17 protein-coding genes are annotated in these 17,713 nt (G+C 71.8%); 11 read left to right on the top strand and 6 right to left on the bottom strand.

Annotated elements, in window-relative coordinates:
- The first annotated feature begins 14 nt into the window (after window positions 1-14).
- The 7 genes from VGO10_RS07145 to VGO10_RS07115 all read left to right on the top strand — a co-directional run bounded on the left by VGO10_RS07145 (window position 15) and on the right by VGO10_RS07115 (window position 7,227).
- Window positions 15-1,163, top strand: coding sequence for a site-2 protease family protein (locus VGO10_RS07145; protein ID WP_327466646.1), 1,149 nt, complete (start codon window positions 15-17; stop codon window positions 1,161-1,163).
- A gap of 80 nt (window positions 1,164-1,243) precedes the next feature.
- Window positions 1,244-2,941, top strand: coding sequence for an FAD-binding protein (locus tag VGO10_RS07140; RefSeq protein ID WP_327466644.1), 1,698 nt, complete (start codon window positions 1,244-1,246; stop codon window positions 2,939-2,941).
- Between the two features lie 2 nt (window positions 2,942-2,943).
- Window positions 2,944-4,098: a succinate dehydrogenase/fumarate reductase iron-sulfur subunit gene (locus VGO10_RS07135; RefSeq protein ID WP_327466642.1), complete on the top strand. Its 1,155-nt coding sequence runs from the start codon at window positions 2,944-2,946 to the stop codon at window positions 4,096-4,098.
- Window positions 4,099-4,150: 52 nt separating this feature from the next.
- Window positions 4,151-5,071 (top strand): CoB--CoM heterodisulfide reductase iron-sulfur subunit B family protein, encoded by a 921-nt coding sequence (locus VGO10_RS07130; protein WP_327466640.1) that lies wholly within the window; start codon window positions 4,151-4,153, stop codon window positions 5,069-5,071.
- Entirely contained in the window at window positions 5,068-5,271 is a 204-nt protein-coding gene (locus tag VGO10_RS07125; protein ID WP_327466638.1) for a hypothetical protein, read from the top strand. Before VGO10_RS07130 ends, VGO10_RS07125 begins: the two co-directional genes overlap by 4 nt.
- Before the next feature lie 25 nt (window positions 5,272-5,296).
- On the top strand, window positions 5,297-6,097 hold the full coding sequence (locus VGO10_RS07120) for an alpha/beta hydrolase (RefSeq protein ID WP_327466635.1): 801 nt from the start codon (window positions 5,297-5,299) through the stop codon (window positions 6,095-6,097).
- Window positions 6,094-7,227, top strand: a complete 1,134-nt coding sequence (locus VGO10_RS07115) for a PP2C family protein-serine/threonine phosphatase (protein ID WP_327466633.1) — start codon at window positions 6,094-6,096, stop codon at window positions 7,225-7,227. The genes VGO10_RS07120 and VGO10_RS07115 overlap by 4 nt, the downstream gene beginning before the upstream one ends.
- On the opposite strand, the gene VGO10_RS07110 is transcribed toward VGO10_RS07115, so the two are convergent.
- Window positions 7,224-8,276, bottom strand: coding sequence for an aspartate-semialdehyde dehydrogenase (locus tag VGO10_RS07110; RefSeq protein WP_327466631.1), 1,053 nt, complete (start codon window positions 8,274-8,276; stop codon window positions 7,224-7,226). The genes VGO10_RS07115 and VGO10_RS07110 overlap by 4 nt on opposite strands.
- A 37-nt stretch (window positions 8,277-8,313) precedes the next feature.
- Window positions 8,314-9,594 carry an aspartate kinase gene (locus VGO10_RS07105; RefSeq protein ID WP_327466629.1) on the bottom strand — a complete coding sequence of 427 codons (1,281 nt, stop codon included), beginning with the start codon at window positions 9,592-9,594 and terminating at the stop codon, window positions 8,314-8,316.
- A 35-nt stretch (window positions 9,595-9,629) separates the two neighbouring features.
- On the opposite strand from VGO10_RS07105, the gene VGO10_RS07100 reads away from it, so the two are divergent.
- The 4 genes from VGO10_RS07100 to VGO10_RS07085 all read left to right on the top strand — a co-directional run bounded on the left by VGO10_RS07100 (window position 9,630) and on the right by VGO10_RS07085 (window position 15,637).
- Window positions 9,630-10,811 (top strand): glycoside hydrolase family 3 N-terminal domain-containing protein, encoded by a 1,182-nt coding sequence (locus VGO10_RS07100; protein ID WP_327466627.1) that lies wholly within the window; start codon window positions 9,630-9,632, stop codon window positions 10,809-10,811.
- Between the two features lie 64 nt (window positions 10,812-10,875).
- Window positions 10,876-11,625 carry an ABC transporter ATP-binding protein gene (locus VGO10_RS07095; RefSeq protein WP_327466625.1) on the top strand — a complete coding sequence of 250 codons (750 nt, stop codon included), beginning with the start codon at window positions 10,876-10,878 and terminating at the stop codon, window positions 11,623-11,625.
- Window positions 11,622-14,012, top strand: a complete 2,391-nt coding sequence (locus tag VGO10_RS07090) for an FtsX-like permease family protein (RefSeq protein WP_327466623.1) — start codon at window positions 11,622-11,624, stop codon at window positions 14,010-14,012. The genes VGO10_RS07095 and VGO10_RS07090 overlap by 4 nt, the downstream gene beginning before the upstream one ends.
- Window positions 14,009-15,637, top strand: coding sequence for a metallophosphoesterase (locus VGO10_RS07085; protein WP_327466621.1), 1,629 nt, complete (start codon window positions 14,009-14,011; stop codon window positions 15,635-15,637). Before VGO10_RS07090 ends, VGO10_RS07085 begins: the two co-directional genes overlap by 4 nt.
- 58 nt (window positions 15,638-15,695) lie before the next feature.
- On the opposite strand, the gene VGO10_RS07080 is transcribed toward VGO10_RS07085, so the two are convergent.
- The 4 genes from VGO10_RS07080 to VGO10_RS07065 form a co-directional block, all read right to left on the bottom strand.
- Window positions 15,696-16,118: a cupin domain-containing protein gene (locus tag VGO10_RS07080; RefSeq protein WP_327466619.1), complete on the bottom strand. Its 423-nt coding sequence runs from the start codon at window positions 16,116-16,118 to the stop codon at window positions 15,696-15,698.
- 29 nt (window positions 16,119-16,147) lie between these two features.
- Window positions 16,148-16,750: a recombination mediator RecR gene (recR, locus tag VGO10_RS07075; RefSeq protein WP_327466617.1), complete on the bottom strand. Its 603-nt coding sequence runs from the start codon at window positions 16,748-16,750 to the stop codon at window positions 16,148-16,150.
- Window positions 16,751-17,215 (bottom strand): YbaB/EbfC family nucleoid-associated protein, encoded by a 465-nt coding sequence (locus VGO10_RS07070; protein WP_327466615.1) that lies wholly within the window; start codon window positions 17,213-17,215, stop codon window positions 16,751-16,753. It lies immediately after the preceding gene.
- A partial coding sequence (locus tag VGO10_RS07065) for a hypothetical protein (RefSeq protein WP_327466613.1) occupies window positions 17,215-17,713 on the bottom strand: 499 nt, incomplete at its 5' end. The genes VGO10_RS07070 and VGO10_RS07065, both read right to left, overlap by 1 nt.

Genomic DNA, 17,713 nt, shown 5'->3' with positions numbered 1-17,713 from the left:
GCGGCGGTGGATCGATGCAGCTCGCGCGGGTGTTCGGCATCCGCATCGGGGCCAGCCCAGGCTGGTTCGTCTTCCTGTTCTTGATGATCTGGTGGCTGTCAGACCAGTTCGCCACCACGCTGCCCGACGCGTCCAACACCACCACCTACGTGACGGCCGTCGCCGGCGCGCTCCTGTTCTTCTTGTCGATCGCCCTGCACGAACTCGGCCACGCGGTCGTCGCGCGCCGCAACGGCATCGAGGTGCTCGGCATCGACCTGTGGGTCTTCGGCGGCCTGGCCAAGCTCTCGCGCGACTCGCAGTCGCCGGGCGAGGAGTTCCGCATCGCCGCCGCCGGCCCCGCCGTGACGCTCCTGATCACGGTCCTCTCCGCGGTCGGCGTCGCGCTGCTCTCGCATCCGGACTGGAGCGTCAGCCTCTTTGCCGACTCCGAGGACAGCACCCCCGTCCTGGCGCTGCTGAGCTGGCTCGCGCTCGTCAACGCCGGGTTGTTGGTGTTCAACCTCGTGCCGGGCTTCCCGCTCGACGGCGGCCGGATCGCCCGCGCGATCGCGTGGAGGGCGACGGGCGACCGCCACCGCGCGACGCGCTTCGCCGGCCGCCTCGGCCAGGCCTTCGCCTACATCTTGATCGGCCTCGGCCTCTTCCTGCTGGCCTCCGGCGACGCCGCCGACGGCATCTGGCTGGCGATCCTCGGGTGGTTCTTGAGCCAAGGCGCGCGCGGCGCGGTCGTGTCCTCGCAGTTCGCCGAGCGGATCGAGGGCGTCACCGCCGCCGACCTGATGGACGACGAGCCGGTCGCGGTCCCGCGCGACACGACCGCGCTCGCGGCCCAGGACGAGTTCTTCCTGCGCTACCAGCTGCCGTGGTTTCCGGTGATCGACACGACCTCGGGCCGGCTGGTCGGCCTGCTGCGCCAGGAGCGCGTCGATGTCGCGGTCGCCGGTGGCCAACCCACCCTCACCGCCGACGACCTGCTGGAGGGCGATGAGAGCGACGAGGCCAGCGTCGCACGTGACACGCCGCTGGAGACGCTGCTGGGCTCCGAGCCGCTGCGGCGCTTCGGCGCGCTCGCCGTCGTCGACGGCGACGGACGGCTGTGCGGGGTGCTGACGCTGGACCGCGTGCGCCGGGCCTTGGCGGCGAGCGTGGGGTCCACCTGAGGCCCTCGACGTAGGCGGGCCTAAAAGGGCCCGACGTATAGAGTCCCAGCCCCCGAACTTCGAGACGAAGAGCCGTATACATGCCTGCACATGACGTCCTCATCCTCGGCGCCGGCCTTGCCGGACAGCGGGCCGCGCTGGCCGCCGCGGACGCTGGCGCGTCGGTCGCGATCATGAGCAAGGTCCACCCGGTCCGCTCCCACTCGGTCGCTGCCGCCGGCGGCATCAACGCCGCCATCAACCCCGCCGACGACTGGCGCTCACACGCCTACGACACCGTCAAGGGCTCCGACTTCATCGGTGACCAGGACGCGATCGAGGTCATGTGCCGCGAGGCGCCGCACGAGGTCATGCACCTCGAGCACATCGGCGTCACGTTCCACCGCAACGAGACCGGCCAGATGGACCTCCGCGCGTTCGGCGGCGCCTCGATGAAGCGCACCGCTTACGTCGCCGACATCACCGGCCAGGCGATCCTCCACGTGCTCTACGAGCAGCTCATGAAGTACCACGAGCGCGTCGACCGCTACGAGGAGTGGTTCACCACCTCGCTGCTGCAGGACGAGGCCGGCGCGGTCTCGGGCTGCATCGCTCGCGACATCCGCACGGGCCGCCTGGAGATCTTCACCGCCAAGAACGTCATCCTCGCCACCGGCGGCGCCGGCCAGTGCTTCAAGCCGACGACCAACGGCCTGATCTGCACGGGCGACGGCATCGCCCAGGCCTACCGTCTCGGCGCGCCGCTGATGGACATGGAGATGGTCCAGTACCACCCGACCTGTCTGGTCGAGAACGGCTTCCTCATCACCGAGGGCGCCCGCGGCGAGGGCGCGCACCTGCTCAACTCCGAGGGCGAGCGCTTCATGCAGAAGTACGCCCCCAACAAGATGGAGCTGGCCTCGCGCGATGTCGTCTCCCGCGCCGAGCAGACCGAGATCAACGAGGGCCGCGGCGTCGGGCCCGGCGGCGTCGGCATCTACCTCGACATCACCGTCGTCCCCAAGAAGCGCACGCTGGAGGCGCTGCGCGAGATCGTCAACATCGGCAAGGACTTCGCCGGCGTCGACATCACGCGCGAGCCGATCCTGATCCGCCCCGGCCAGCACTACATCATGGGCGGCGTCAAGACCGACATCGACGGCGCGACGCCGATCGAGGGTCTCTACGCCGCGGGCGAGGTCGCCTGCGTCTCGGTCCACGGCGGCAACCGCCTCGGCGCCAACTCGCTGCTGGACACGCTGATCTTCGGCCGCCGTGCCGGCGAGCACGCCGCCCAGCGCGCTGCCGGGATGGCGCTGCCCAAGGCCGCCGGCCAGGCCCGCCTCGACGATGAGCAGGCCATGTTCGACGCGATCCTCGACCGGCCCAAGACCGGCCGCCGGATCTCCGAGATCAAGGACGACCTCGGCACCGAGATGAACCGCAACGTCGCGGTCTTCCGCGAGCAGGCCGGCCTGGAGCACGCGCTCGAGGTCGTCCGCCGGCTCAAGGAGGAGGCCAAGACCGCCTACGTCGACGACAAGGGCACGGTCTTCAACCAGGACGTCCTCGGGGCGATCGAGCTGGGGTACATGCTCGACTGCGCCGAGTGCACGGTCGTCGGCGCGATCGAGCGCAAGGAGTCGCGCGGTGCGCAGTTCCGCACCGACTTCCCCGAGCGCAACGACGAGGAGTGGCAGAAGCACATCACCCTCTCGCGCAACGGCAGCGACGAGCCCAGCGTGGCCTACTCGCCAGTGACCATCACCCAGTGGCAGCCCGAGGAGAGGAAGTACTAGCCATGGCCGCCGAACCGCTCAGCCCCACTGAAGACGTCGCCACCAAGCCGGTGCGCGACGACCAGTCGGAAAGCTTCACGCTTCGCATCCGCCGCTTTGACCCGGAGTCCGGCGAGGCGCCGTACTGGGTCGAGCACACCATCGAGCTGGAGCCCCACCGCTCCGTGCTCGAGGGGATCCTCCAGGCCAAGGGCCGCTTCGACGGCTCGATCGGCATCCGCTGCTCGTGCAAGGCCGCGATCTGCGGCTCGTGCGGCGTGCGCGTCAACGGCCAGCCCGGCCTGGCGTGCCACACCCACCTCGACAAGGCCAAGCGCACGTCCAAGGACGGCGTCATCGAGATCGAGCCGATGGGCAACATGCCCGTCATCAAGGACTTGATCGTGGACATGGACGCTGTGCACTGGAAAAAGATCCAGCGCGTCACGCCGTGGCTCATCAACAAGGAGCCGATTCCCGAGCGCGAGTACCTCGTCGACCGTGAGTCGATGGTCGACGTCACCCAGACGATGGCCTGCATCCAGTGCGGCGCCTGCGTCTCGGACTGCCTGGCGATGGAGGTCGACCCGCTCTTCATCGGCCCCGCTGCGCTGGCCAAGTCCTACCGCTTCGTCGGGGACCCGCGGGACGCCGAGCAGTACGAGCGGCTCAAGGACCTCGCCGAGGACCCGCACGGCATCTACGACTGCACGCACTGCTTCAAGTGCATCGAGGCCTGCCCCAAGGGCGTGGCCCCGATGAACCAGATCATGCGCCTGCGCCGGCGCGCGGGCAGCGACCATCACATCGTCGACCGCAACAACGGCGAGCGCCACGAGGCGGTGTTCATCAAGCTGATCAAGGACTATGGCTTGCTCTGGGAGGCCGAGCTGCTGCCGCGCTCCTACGGCGGCAACTCGTGGTTCGGCAAGTTCCACCCGGCCGCCGGCCAGGAGCTGCTCAGCTCGCTGCCGGCGATCACCAAGGCGGTCCTGCGCCGCAAGGTGACGCCGATGGGCGCGCTCAAGCCCCACAAGATCCCCGCCGCCGACCTCAAGCAGGTCCAGGAGATCTACGAGGAGATCGAGGGCCGCGAGCAGCGGATCGAGTTCAACCTGTACATCTCCGGGACCGACGAGGACAACGCGGAGAACCCGACGGCAGAGGACAAGGCCTGATGAAGGTTGCCGCCACAACCGAAGCGCGCACGTCGCGGAAGGACATTCGCTGATGAAGGTTGCGTACTGGCCCGGCTGCGTGAGCCGCGGCTTCACCCCGGAGCTGCACGGCTCGATGGCCAAGATCGCGCCGATGCTGGACATCGAGCTGGTTGAGCTCGACCGCGCCTGCTGCACCGGCGCCGGCGTCATCGCCGAGCACAACACCGAGCTGGCCGACACGCTCAACGCACGGACCTTCGCGCTGGCCCAGCAGGTCGAAGGCGCCGAGTTGATGATGAACATCTGCTCGACCTGCCAAGGCGCGCAGGGCGAGTGCCAGGAGCGCCTGGACGCCTCGGAGGAGTACCGCGGCCAGATCAACCAGACGCTGGCCAAGTACAACCTGGAGTACCGCGCGGGCATCGCCAACAAGAACTTCCTCTGGGTGCTGGTGGAGGAGCTCGGCCTCGACAACCTGCGCGAGCGCGTCCGGCGGCCGCTGACCAACCTCAAGGTCGGCCCCTTCTACGGCTGCTACATCGTCCGCCCGACCGACCGGCTGGGCATCGACGAGGAGAACCCGCGCGATACCTACCTCGGGCTCGTCATCGAGGCGCTCGGCGGCACGGTCATCGACTATGCCGGCTCGCACAAGTGCTGCGGCTTCCCGATCATCACCATGAACAAGGCGGCCTCGCTGGCCCAAGCCGGCCGCCATCTCGGCGACGCGGCAGATGCCGACGCCGACTGCCTGGTGACGCCGTGCCCGCTCTGTCACCTCAACCTGGACCTCCAGCAGCCGCTGGCCGAGCGCCAGGTGGGCCGGTCGCTGAACATGCCGGTCCTGCATCTCCCCCAGCTCGTCGGGCTGGCCCTGGGCCTGGAGCCCAAGGATCTCGGCCTCGACAAGCACGTCGTCAAGCCCACCGCCGTGATCGACTGGACGACGTCGGTCGTCGCCGGCGTGGGCGCGGGCAGCGGCGGCTGGTGAAGCTCTCGAAGCTGTTGCGTGGGGCGCCGTCGGCGCGCGAGGCCTCGCCGCCTCGCCGTCGGCGGCGCCCTGTGCGCCCTGATGGGCCGACGACGATCATCCCGATCGTCGATGGTGCGGCGACGCCGCTGGCGCGCGACATCGACGCCGCCCGCGAGCGCCTGCGCCGCGCGATCCCGCCGGTCGCAGACGACGAGTAGCAGCCCGGCGTAGGATCGTTCGCGCATGGACGTTCTCCTTCGCCACAACGTCAGCGTCGCTGGCCAGCCCGACGGTCCGCCGATCGTCTTCGCCCACGGCTTCGGCTGCGATCAGAACATGTGGCGCTTCGTCTGGCCCGCGTTCGCCGACGAGTACCGCGTGATCCTGTTCGACCACATCGGCCACGGCCATTCGGACCACTCGGCCTTCGATCCGGACCGCTACCGGTCGCTGGACGGCTACGCCACCGACGTCCTGGAGGTCATGGCCGCGCTGGACGTCGAGGACGCCATCTTCGTCGGCCACTCCGTCAGCGCCATGATCGGCGCGCTGGCCGCCGTCGCCGAGCCCGAGCGCTTCTCACGGCTGGTCATGGTCGGGCCGTCGCCGCGCTACATCGACGACGACGATTACACGGGCGGCTTCTCGCGCGAGGACATCGACGGCCTGCTGGAGTCCCTGGAGAGCAACTACCTGGGCTGGTCGGGCGCGATGGCGCCAGTGATCATGGGCAACGAGGACCGTCCCGAGCTCGGCGGCGAACTGACCGAGCTGTTTTGCGCGACCGATCCGGAGATCGCCGCGCACTTCGCGCGCGTCACGTTCCTGTCCGACAACCGCGCAGACCTTGCGAGCGTGCCGGTCCGGACGCTCGTCCTGCAGTGCTCGGCCGACGTGATCGCCCCGGTCGGCGTGGGCGCCTATGTCGACGAGCACTTGCCCGACAGCACGCTCGTCCAGCTCGAGGCGACCGGGCATTGCCCGAATCTCAGCGCGCCCGGCGAGACCACCGCCGCGATCCAGGCGTTTCTCGCCGCGTCGTGAGCGGGCGCGACGACCTGATCCGCGACAGTCCCGAGGAGCTCTTCGAAAACGCGCCGTGCGGCTATCTGACGACCGCACTGGACGGCACGATCCTGCAGGTCAACCGCACGCTGGAGGCGCTGACCGGCTACGAGCGGGACGCGCTGGTGGGGCGCCGCTTCCAGGAGCTGCTGACGGTCGGGGGCCGGATCTATTACGAGACGCACTACGCGCCGCTGCTGCAGATGCAGGGCTGGGTGCGCGAGATCGCCGTCGACGTCGTCGGCGCCAACGGCGCCAAGCTGCCCGCGCTGGTCAACTCGGTGCTGCAGCGCGACGAGGACGGACAGCCGCAGTCGATCCGCACCGTCGTCTTCGAGGCCACCGACCGGCGTCGCTACGAGCAGGAGTTGCTGGCGGCGCGCGACCGCGAACACGCCGTGGCCGCCGAGCTCCAGCGCGGCCTGCTGTCCGGCGGGCTGCCGCACGATCCGGCGCTCGAGCTCGCCGTCAGCTATCGCCCCGCCGTGGCCGGCCTCGATGTCGGCGGCGATTGGTATGACGCGTTCTGGCTCGACGAGCGACGGATCGGCGTGGTCGTCGGCGATGTCGTCGGTCGCGGAATCGTGGCCGCCGCGACGATGGGGCAGCTGCGCAGCGCGGTTCGCGCTTTGGCCTCCACCGAGCTGACGCCCGGGCCGCTTTTGGATGCGCTCGACGGCTACGCGCGCCGCCACGAGGTCGGCCAGATGACGACGCTCGCCTACGCCGAGCTCGACCTCGATAGTGGCATCCTGGTGCTGGCCTGCGCGGGCCATCCGCCGCCGGCGGTGACGGCGCCCGGCGATCCGGCGCGCTTCCTCTGGGACGGGCGCTCGACGCCGCTGGACGCCGCCAACCGGCCGTCGGCGCGCCCGCAGGCGACGATCACGCTGACGCCCGGCGCGACGGTCGTCCTCTTCACCGACGGGCTCTTCGAGCGCGTCGACCGGCCGCTGCAGGAAGGGCTCGACCTCGTCCTCGCCGCACTGGACGAGCACCGCCACGAGCCGGCCGACGAGCTCGCCGGCGCCGTCACCCAGGCCGCGCTCGCCGGGAGGCAGACGACCGACGACGTCTGCCTGCTCGCCCTGCGCTACGTGGGGGTCTAAGCCGCCGCGCGCGTGCCGAGCAATCCGCGCTCGTGCAGCAGCTCGGCGATCTGCACCGTGTTGAGCGCCGCGCCCTTGAGCAGGTTGTCGCCGACGATGAAGAGGTTCAAGGCATACGGGTCGCTGAGGTCCTGGCGGACGCGGCCGACCGCCACAGGATCCTTGCCCGCCCACTCCAGCGGCGTCGGGACGTCGTCGAGCTCCACGCCCGCGTGCGCGCCCATGACCTCCAGCGCCCGAGCGACCGACGGCTCGCGCTCGAACTGCGCGCGCACCTCGACCGCGTGGCCGACCATCACCGGGACGCGCACGCACGTGGGCGAGACGGCCAGCTCTGGAATCCCGAGGATCTTGCGCGACTCGTTCTGGAGCTTCATCTCCTCGTCGGTGTAGCCGTTGCCGGTGTCGGTGCCCAACAGCGGCACGACGTTGAAGGCCAGCGGCTTGCCGAAGACGGGCGTCTCGCCGACCTTGGCGGCGGCGTCGGCGCCGCGCGTCTGCAAGGCGTAGGGGTCGGCGAGCAGACCCGGAACCTGGGCGATCAGCTCGTCCATCCCCTTCTGCCCGGCGCCGCCGGCAGCCTGGAAGCTCGTCGCGACCATCGCGGTGAGCCCGAACTCGACGTGCAGCGCGTGCAGCGGCGGCATGATCGCCATCGTCGTGCAGTTCGGGTTGGCGACGATGCCCTTGTTGATGTTGTTCAGCGCCTCCGGGTTGACCTCGGAGACGACGAGCGGCACGTCGGGGTCCATGCGAAACGCGCTGGAGTTGTCCACCACGATCGCGCCGCGGGCCGCGAAGCGCGGCGCCCACTCGCGCGAGATCGAGCCGCCGGCGCTGAAGATCGCGACGTCGAAGCCGTCGAGGCGGTCGTCGTCGGCCAGGCCCTGGACGACGAGGCCGTCGTCGAGCTCCTTGCCCGCGGAGCGCTCGCTCGCGAACGGGACGATCTCGGCCGCCGGATACGCGCGGTCGCGCAGCAACCGGCGCATCTCGGTGCCCACGGCGCCGGTGGCGCCGACGACGGCAACGCGGTACTGGCCACTCATGAGGCGAACCTCATGACAAATTCGTTGTGGTAGCTGCTCATGAGGCAAATTCTCCAAACGGCTGCTCCGGGCGGATCGTGTCCGCCCCCTGCAGGTCAAAGGCCGTGTGCAGCGCCTTGACCGCGATCTCGACGTCGTCGACCGGCACGACGCAGGAGATCCGGATCGGCGAGGTCGAGATCATCTCGATGTTGATGTTGTTGGCGCCGAGGACGGTGAAGACCTTGGCCGCCACGCCGGGGTGGGACTTCATGCCGGCGCCGACGATCGACACCTTGCCCATCGCTGGGTCGGTCTGGACCTCTTCGATCCCCATCTCATCGGCGATCGGCTGCAGCGCGGCGCGCGCCGCATCGACGTCCTCCTGCGGGACGGTAAACGACAGCTCGGCCTTCGCGCCCTCGGTGCGTGGCTCGTTCTGGATGATCATGTCGATGTTGACGTTGGCGTCGGCCAGCGCCGTCGTGACGCGCCCCGCGACGCCAGGCGTGTCGGGCAGGCCGATCAGCGTCACGCGCGCCTCGCCGCGCGAGTGGGTGACGGCGGTGATGAGGGGGTTCTCCATGTCCTTGTCCTTGGCCTCTTCGTCGGAGACGACGAGGGTCCCGTGGGAGTCGTCGAAGCTTGATCGGCAGTGGATGCGCACGCCGTGGTTGCGCGCGTACTCGACGCTGCGCAGCTGCAGCACGCCCGCGCCGGAGGCGGCCATCTCGAGCATCTCGTCGAAGGTGACGACGTCGAGCTTGCGGGCGTCGGGCACGATGCGCGGGTCGGCGCTGAAGACGCCGGGCACGTCGGTGTAGATCTCGCACTCATCAGCGCCGATGGCGGCCGCGAGCGCGACGGCGGTGGTGTCCGAGCCGCCGCGACCGAGGGTCGTGACGTCCTTGGCGGTGCTGACGCCCTGGAAGCCGGCGACCAGGACGATGGAGTCCTCGTCGAGCGCCGCGCGGATGCGATCGGCGCGGACTTCGAGGATGCGGGCCTTCGTGTGGCTCGTATCTGTGACGATGCCCGCCTGCGATCCCGTCAGCGAGATCGCCCGATGACCGAGATCGTTGATGGCCATGGCACACAGCGCACACGACACCCGCTCTCCGGTGGAGAGGAGCATGTCCATCTCCCGCGGGTCGGGATGCGCGGACACCTCGAACGCGTCGGCGATCAGCCGGTCGGTCTCCTTGCCGCGCGCGCTGAGCACGGCGACGACGCGCGTGCCCTCCTCGCGCTTGGCGACGATGCGCTGCGCGGCGCGCTTGAGCCGCCCCGCATCGGCGACGGACGTTCCTCCGAACTTCATGACGACGGTGCCCGGCATGGACGGGCAATGCTAGAGCGTCGATGCGCGAAGCCATGACCCGACGCCGAAGCGCCCGCCTGGCCGGGTCCTTGACGATTGTCATGGTGGTGCTGACGCTCGGCGGCTGCGGCAAAGACCACACGGTCCCCAACGGCACCGCGAGGACCACCACCACGCAGAGCCCGAACGCCGCAAGTGCCGCCGCGCCGACGACGACGACGACGGTGCCGGCGACCAACGTCTCGACGGCCAGCGATCACCTGCCCGTCGCCGCGGCGCGCGCGGCGGCGCGGTTGTTCCTGGTGGGGCTCGGCGGAACGCAGGCGCCGCCGGATGTCCTGCAGAGCTTCGCGCAGCACGAGTGGGGCGGCGTCGTCCTCGAGCCGGGCAACGGCGTCTCCCCGCAGCAGGTCGCCGACCTGATCGGCACGATCCAGGGCACCGCGCGCAGCGCCGGCCACGTCCCGCCGCTGGTCGCCGCCTCACAGCTCGGCGGTGAGCGCGATGCGGTGCCGATCGGCTCGCGCCCGCAGGCCGACGCGGCCACCCCGGCGCAGGCGCTGACGGCGGCAGTCGGCGCCGCCAAGGCACTGCGCCCGCTCGGGGTTCGGATGGTGCTGGCGCCCGACGCCGACATCGCTCTGGCCGGCGGCCCCTGGGAGGGATTGGCGTTCTCCGACGATCCCGCGACCGTCTCGGCGATGGTCACGTCCGCGGTCGCGGGCTGGAAGGTCGGCAAGGTCGCGCCGGCGCCCGGGCACTTCCCCGGCGAGGGCGCCGCCTCGGGCGACCCGTCGATGGAGGCCGCGACCGTCGGCCTCTCGCTCGACGAGTTGAAGGCCCGCGACCTGCAGCCGTTTGCGGCCATCGCCAAGCACGCACCGGCGATCCAGCTCAGCGCGGCGACCTACGTGGCGTTTGACGGCGTCACGCCCGCGACGCTCTTGCGCGAGGTCGTCAGGTTGCTGCGGGACGACCTCGGCTTCGGCGGCGTGATCGTCAGCGGCGACCTCGCTGCGGCCTCGCTGACCGGCGGCGATTCGATCGCTGAGCTCGCCGTGCGGGCGGTCAAGGCGGGCGTCGACCTGGTCTGGATCCCGGGTGACGTGGCCGCCCAGGATGCGGCCTGGCGCGCGGTGGTCCGGGCGCTGCGCGACGGGACGATCCCGGCCTCGCGCGTGGCCGATGCGCTCGCGCGCGTGAGCAAGCTGCGGGCCGACTACGGCGTGGAGTAGCTGCCTCCTGGCACGCCAATTCGGCGTGCGCCGCGCGCTGAGCGGTCACACTGGGCCGGGCGTGATGGCGCTCGACTCGACCCCCGATCCGGTGCTGCAGGCTCGCGGGCTCGTGAAGGTCCACGGCTCCGGCCGCGGCGAGCGACGCATCCTCGATGGCGTCGACCTCGAGGTCGCCGCGGGCGAGTTGGTCGCGATCGTCGGCCGCTCGGGCAGCGGGAAGTCGACGCTGCTGCAGCTCCTCGGCGGGCTGGATCGTGCCGACGCGGGCACCGTCGCGGTCATGGGCCGCCCGGTGGCCGGGTCGCCGGCACCGTCGGAACGGCAGCTCAGCGCGCTGCGCCGCGAGGAGATCGGGTTCGTCTTTCAGTTCTTTCACCTGCTGGACGAGCTCGACGGCGAGGCCAACGTCCTGCTGCCGACGACGCTGCCGGGCGCCGACCGTGGCGGCGCCGCGCGCGGCCGCGCGCTGATCGCGCAGCTGGGTCTGAGCGATGTCGCCGGGTTGCGACCGCACCAGCTGTCGGGCGGTGAGCAGCAGCGCTTCGCGTTGGCGCGGGCACTGGTCGGCGACCCCTCGCTGGTGCTCGCCGACGAGCCGATCGGCAACCTCGACGCGGCCGCCGGCGAGGTCGTGCTCGACCTGCTGCGGGGCGTCGCCGACCAGGGGCGCGCGGTCGTGATGGTCACCCATCAGGCTGAGGCGACCGCGCGCGCCGATCGCGTCCTGCGGCTGGAGGATGGCGTGCTCGCCGAGGCCGCCGGCGATGGGCGCAGCGGTCGCGACGACGACCAGATCCACGCCTCCGGATGAGCTTCGCGCTGCGCACGGCGTGGGCTTCGCTGCGCGGCCGACCAGGGCGCGCAGCGCTGACGGCGGGCGGGATCGTCGCATCGGGGCTGGTGCTCGGCGTGGCGTTGACGGTCGCCTATGCGCTGTCGACCGGTTTTGACCGCGCGGCCGACCGGGCGGACTTGCCGACGATCGTCGCGCGCTTCGACGATGAGGATGCCGCAACGGTCGCTGCAGCCGTCGGTGATCTTCCGAACCTCGCCGCGGCGTCCTACCGCTTTGAGCAGACGCGGGTGCGGCTGACGGCAGGGGAGCATCGCCTCGACCAGGGCGTGATCGAGGTCGTGCGCGGCGGGCGGCGTGGCTACGTGATCGTCGCCGGGCGCGACGTCCGCTCGGCGGCCGGCGCGCCGCTGGAGGCCGTGGTCGAACGTGGGCTGGCGACGCAGTGGGGGTTGCACGTCGGTGATCAGCTCGAGATTGGTCGGGTCGGTTCAGTGCCGATCGTCGGGATCTCGGTCGCGCCCGACAACGTCGCCTATCCGCTGGCCAAGACCGCGCGGGTGATGGTCGGCGAGGGGCCGTTGCTAAAGCGTCTCGGCGCGCCTCCTGGGCGGCACTTTCCGGTCAACACCGCGCTGCTCTGGGCCCAGGATCGGTCGCGCGCCGACGTCCTGGTCTCGGCCGCACGCCAATCGTCCTTTGGCCTGCGCGGGCTGCGCTTCCTCACGCGCAGCGGCGTGGAGGCGCTCGTCGGCCAGGCGGCCGGGATCGTCGTTGCGTTGTTGGTGGCCTTCGGTGTGGTGGCCACGGGGCTGGCGGGCGTGCTGCTGGGCGCGGGCGCGCAATCCGAGGTGCAGCGCGCGCTGGACCGGATCGGGCTGCAGCGGGCGCTCGGCGTGACGTCGGGTGCCGTGGTGGCCGTGCACGCGGTGCGCGGTGCGCTGGTGGCGGCGCCGGCCGCGGCGCTGGGGCTGAGCGTCGGCGCCGTCGTAGGCCGGGCGCCAACCGAGCGCGTGCTCGCGTCGCTCAACGAGCTGCCGCCGAGTGTGGGGCGGCTCGTGGCGCTGCTGGCGCTGGTGTGGCTCTGCGCGGTCGCGCTGGTCGCGGCCGCCTCGGCGCTGCCCGCCTGGCGCGCGGCGCGGCGCACGCCCGCGGCGCTGCTACGCGGGGGCGATGTCGCGACGCCGCGGCGTGCTGGTCGACTTAGGCGGCACCTTGCCGGTCAACGCGACCGCCACGCCCGAGCCGGGCGCGTTGGCCGGGCCATTCCCGGTCAACGTACCCGGGAGGCGCGCAGAAGACCGACGCGCGGCGGCCTCGCCGCGCTTGGCGCGCGGCTGGTCGTCGCCCGACGCCTGCGCTTTGCCTCGGTTGTCGCAGTGCTCGGTGCGGCGGCGAGCGTCGTCTTGCTGCTGCTCGCGCTGGCCTCGCTGCTGCAGGCGCTGCGTGACGACCCCGCGACACTCGGCAAGCGCTACCAGTTGACGACACGGCTCCCCGACTCGGCGACCGCCGCGGTCGAGGCGATCCCGGGCGTTGAGGCGGCCGCCGTGCGCTATTCGACCGATGCGGTCAGCGCGTTCTCGCTCGGCTCGCCACTCAAGGTGATTGCCTACTCCTCGGGCGACCGCACGCGCTTCGAAGCGCCGCCGCTGGCGTCGGGACGCCGAGCACGGGCGCCGAACGAGGCGGAGGTCGGGCTCGGCCTCGCTGACGCGCTCGGCCTGCGGCCCGGGTCGACGCTCGCCATCCAGCCACTCGCACAGCAGGAGGTGCGTTTCCGCGTCGTCGGCATCGTGCGCGCGTTGCAGGATGAGGGCCGTGTGGCCTACGTCGCCCCCGATCGGCTGCTGGCGGCCGGCGTTGCGCTCGACGGCCCCATGGTCCTGCGGCTGAAGCCGGGCGCAAACCGCGCACGAATCGCTGAAGGATTGAACGCGCTCGGTGCGCGCGCTGATGCCGTCCGCGGGGCGACGGGCGACAGCTCCGCCTTCCTCGACGTCCTCGCCGGCCTGCTGCAGATCGTCGCGGCGACGGTCGCGCTCGTGTGCCTGCACGCGCTGGTCAGCGCGCTGGCATTGACGGCCCGCGAGCGGCGCGGCGCCGTCGCGACGTTGCGTGCGGCCGGCGCCGACGCACGGGCGCTGCGCCGGTTGCTCGGCGGTGCGGCACTCGTCGTGGTCGCGCCCGCGGCCGTCGTGGCGGTCGTCCTGGAGACGACGTTGTTGTCGCCCTTGGTCGCCCACCTCGCCGCGGGCTACGCGGACCTGCCGCTGGGCGCGACAGCCGGCCAGATCGCCCTGGTCGCCGGCGGCCTCTTGCTGCTCTCCTGGGCCGCTGCCGCGCTGACCGGCCGCCGGCTCGTGCGCGAGCCGGTCGTGGCGGGACTGCGGGAGGAGGCGTGAAGGCGGAGCGTCGGATCCTGCCGGCTCGCCCCGCGGGTGCCGCATGGCCATGGCAGGTCGACACGCGGACGAACCGGCGTGAGCTGCTTGTCGCTGCCGGCGCGGCGACCGCCGCGGCGCTCCTGCCGGGCTGCGGCAACGGCAGCACCGCGGCCCCCGGCTCCACCCTGCAGCGCACGCTCGTCGATCCCGACGGTGACGGCCTGCTGGAGACCGGACCGGCGCTGACGCTGCGCGACCGCACCGAGCTTGCGCCCCGAGCTCGGACCGGCGCGACGCTCGCCACGTTCGCCCAACTCTCCGATCTCCACATCCGCGACGCGCAATCCCCGGGCCGCGTCGCCTTCCTGGACCGGCTCGGCCCGCGGCTTGGCTCGGCGTTTCGCTGGCACGAGACGCTCACCGCGCAGACCGTCGCCGCGACCGTGGACGCCGTCAACGCCGCCGATCCCGACGCCGTCCTCGTCACCGGCGACCTCGTGGACTCAGCGCAGCGCAACGAACTGCTGTGGGCTTTGACGCTGTTGCGCGGCGGGACGGTCCGGACCGACTCCGGCCGGCGCGGCTACCAGGGCGTCCAGGCCGCGTCGATCCCCGACCCCTTGTACTACCGCCCCGCGGTCGACGCGCCGCGTCATCCCGACCTGCTTGCCCGCGCGGTGCAGCCCGTCCGCAGCGCCGGTCTGCGCGCGCCCTGGTATCCGGTCCTGGGCAACCACGACATCTTGGTCGCCGGCGAGATCGCGCCCACCGCCGCGACGCGCGCGGCTGCGACCGGCGACCGCCTGCTGGTCACCCCGGCGCCGGAGCTCCTGCAGCAACTGCGCGGCGCTCAGCCGACGCGCGCGCAGATCGACACGCTCCTGCACGCCGGCCTGCAGGGCGACGCGATCCGCGTCGCGCCCGACCCGGATCGGACCCAGCTCGACGCGGCCGACGTCGTGGCACGACTGCGTCCAGGCACCGGAGCGCACGACCACCTCGACTACGCCGTCGACGTCGCCGACCACCTGCGCGTCATCGTCCTCGACCTCGTCCGCCGCGACGCGGGCTCTGGCGGCCTCGTCACCGCCGCGACGCTCGCCACGCTGCAGCGTGAGCTGGCGTCAGCGGGCGACCGCTACATCTTGGTCGCCGTCCATCAACCGCTGGACCAGACCGCGGGCGGCGGTGCGATCTTCGACCTCCTCGACGCCGACCCGCGCGTGGTCGCCGTCCTCGCCGGCCACACCCACCGCAACGCGATCGCGCCCCGCCGCTCGGCGGCCGGCGGCTACTGGCTGATCACCACCGCCTCGATCATCGACTGGCCGCAGCAGTGGCGCGCGCTGCGCCTCGTGCAGACGGCGGGCGGCGGCGTCGCGTTGGAGACGTGGATGGTCGACCACACCGGCCGCCCCAACGACGAGGGCTCGCTCGCGGGGATCGCCCGCGACCTCGCGTTCCTCGATCCCCAAGGCGGCCGGCCCGCCCACGCCGCAGGCCCACCCACCGCGCGCAACGTCCGCCTCTTCCTGCCGCCACGCGCGCCGCGCGCGCCCGCAACGCTCGGCACGCCGCGCGCGCTCCCGCCGCCCACCGCACCCGAGCGCCTCGGCGCCGGCGACGCGGTCGCGTCCTCCTAGGACCGAGGTCCGGGTCGCCTCGTGGTCAATAATTCGCCACGAGACGCCCCGCATCGACCTACACCGGCAGGTCCACCGGCAGCGGGACCTCCTGCGGTGAGCGGCCGTCGCCGCTCTCCTCCCAGGACTCCCAGGCGCGGCCGTCACGCCCCACGTGCTCGCCGGAACCGCCAAGCGCGATCAGCACCAGCGTCGTCGTCCCGCGGTTGACCAGCTGGCGCCGCACGCCCGGCCCCACGCGGACGAGCCCGTTGCGCGCGACCGTGTGCTCGACGCCCTCGACGCCCAGCGTCAGCTCACCCTCAAGCACGAGGTAGACCTCCTCCTGGCGCTCGTGGGCGTGGATGCGCCCGCGCTGGCGCGGCGCCAGCGTGACGAGGTTCATCCCGAAGCTCGTGACACCGAGCTCCCGGCGCAGCGGCTGGAAGCGATCTGCGCCGTTGGTCTTGATCGTGGTGAACGCGATGTCGGGCTCGGCCATGCCGACGACCCTACGAGGAGCGCGACCGCTCAGGCGATCTCACGACGACCGGCAAACGCGCGGCCGAGGGTGACCTCGTCGGCGTACTCCAGGTCGCCGCCGACCGGCAGGCCGGAGGCCAGGCGCGTGACCGCGACGTCCGGCGTACGCTCGTGCAGCGCCGCGGCGATGTGGTGCGCTGTCGCCTCGCCGGTCGTCGTCGGGTTGGTGGCGATGACCACTTCCCGAACCTCGCTGCCTTCGATCCGCCGGTACAGCTCGGCGACCTTGAGGTCTTCGGGGTCGACGCCGTCAATCGGCGAGAGGGCGCCGCCCAGCACGTGGTACCGGCCGCGAAACTCGTGGGTGCGCTCGATCGGAACGATGTCGCCCGGGCCCTCGACCACGCAGATGATCGCGGGGTCTCGCCGCTCGTCCTGACAGATCCGGCAGCGTGCCTCGTCGGCCAAGTTGAAGCAGATCTCGCAGGGACGGATCTTCTCCTTGACCTCGCGGATCGCATCAGCGAGCGCGTTGGCGTCCTCGGGGTCGGTGCCGAGGATGTGGAAAGCAAGCCGCTGCGCCGTGCGCTGGCCGATCCCAGGGAGCTTGCCCAGCTCGGTGACCAGGCGCTGGACGGGCGGCGCGAACAACTAGCGGTTCTTCTTCGCTGCGGCGCGGCGGGCCGCGCGGTTGAGACCGGCCCCACCCGCCCCACCGCCAGGAAGGCCGCCGGGAGCGCCGCCGGGGTGGGCGGGCCCGATTCCGAGCGCGTCGCCCAGGCCGAGCCCCTGCAGCGCCTCCATCGGGTCAAAGCCACCGGCGCCCGACGCGCCCGCCATCGCCTTCTCCTGCAGCTCGACGGCCTGGCGCAGCGCCTCGTTGGTCGCGGCCAGAACGAGGTCCTGGAGCATCTCGACGTCCTCGGGATCGACCGCGTCGGGGTCGATCGTGAGCGCCTCGATGCGCAGGTCGCCGGTCAAGGTGACCTTGACCATGCCGCCGCCGGCACTGGCCTCGACGCGCTCGGACTTCAGCGCCTCCTGGGCCTCCTGCTGGGCGGCGAGCATCGCCTGGGCGTCGGCGAGCATCTTCTGAAGGTTGGGCGGCTGGGGCATCAGCTGGTCTCCTCGGGCTCCGGAGGGAGCTCCTCCGCGTCGAATTCGTCCATGAACCGCTTCACGAGATCATCCTCCGACATCGCCGGGACGGCGGCGGGTCCGGCCGCGGCGGCCGCCGCGACGTCGGCGTCCGCGTGCAGCGCATACGCGAGCCGCAGCGAGCTGCCGGTGACGGTGCGGTTCGCGTGGGCGATCAGCTCGCGGTTGGCGGGAACCTCGGCCTTGCGCTTGGAGAACGCCGAAGACTCGGGCCAGGCGAGCGTCAGGCCCTGGTCGGCGAGCGCCGCCGGCCGCGCGTCCTCGAGCGACGCGGCGAGCATCGGCGACTGCGCGCGCAGGGCGTCGACCACCGCCGGCCAGACGTCGCCGAACGCGTCCAGCGACAACTCGACGCCCGCCGAGAAGCTCGGCGCGGGCGCGTCCGCCTCGGGTTCGACGAGCGCCAGGGCGGCGACGGCGGGCGTGGGATCGTCCGCCGTCGCCAGCTCGCCGGCG

It is taken from the genome of Baekduia sp. (assembly GCF_035996765.1).
Classification (GTDB): Bacteria; Actinomycetota; Thermoleophilia; order Solirubrobacterales; family Solirubrobacteraceae; genus Baekduia.
Note: the sequence above shows the minus strand (reverse complement) of the source record. Positions and strands in the feature narration are given on the sequence as shown.